The sequence below is a fragment of the Plebeiibacterium sediminum genome (assembly GCF_026013605.1).
GTDB classification, from domain to species: domain Bacteria; phylum Bacteroidota; class Bacteroidia; order Bacteroidales; family Marinilabiliaceae; genus Saccharicrinis; species Saccharicrinis sediminus.
Window position 1 is genome coordinate 1 of the sequence record NZ_JAPDPJ010000399.1, and the last position, 331, is coordinate 331.

The window sequence follows — 331 nt, forward strand, 5'->3', positions numbered from 1 at the left end:
TAACAAGGTAGCCGTACCGGAAGGTGTGGCTGGAACACCTCCTTTCTGGAGAGAGTTTACAACACGTTTAATATTTATATTAAACACAAAGAACACAATTCCTTTTTGAGCATTTCAAATTATTAAAACAGTCCTGTAGCTCAGTTGGTTAGAGCACTACACTGATAATGTAGGGGTCCGCAGTTCAAATCTGCGCAGGACTACTTTTAAATAATACAAATGGGGGATTAGCTCAGCTGGCTAGAGCGCCTGCCTTGCACGCAGGAGGTCATCGGTTCGACTCCGATATTCTCCACCATTTTACATTAAATTTTAAAGCTGTTACAAAGGT

At 41.4% G+C, this 331-nt stretch carries 2 tRNA genes; both read left to right on the top strand.

Going from position 1 to position 331, the window contains the following annotated elements:
- Nucleotides 1-129 precede the first annotated feature (129 nt).
- Nucleotides 130-203 (top strand) — tRNA-Ile (locus OM075_RS25940).
- An 18-nt stretch (nucleotides 204-221) separates the two neighbouring features.
- Nucleotides 222-298 (top strand) — tRNA-Ala (locus tag OM075_RS25945).
- Nucleotides 299-331: the final 33 nt, after the last annotated feature.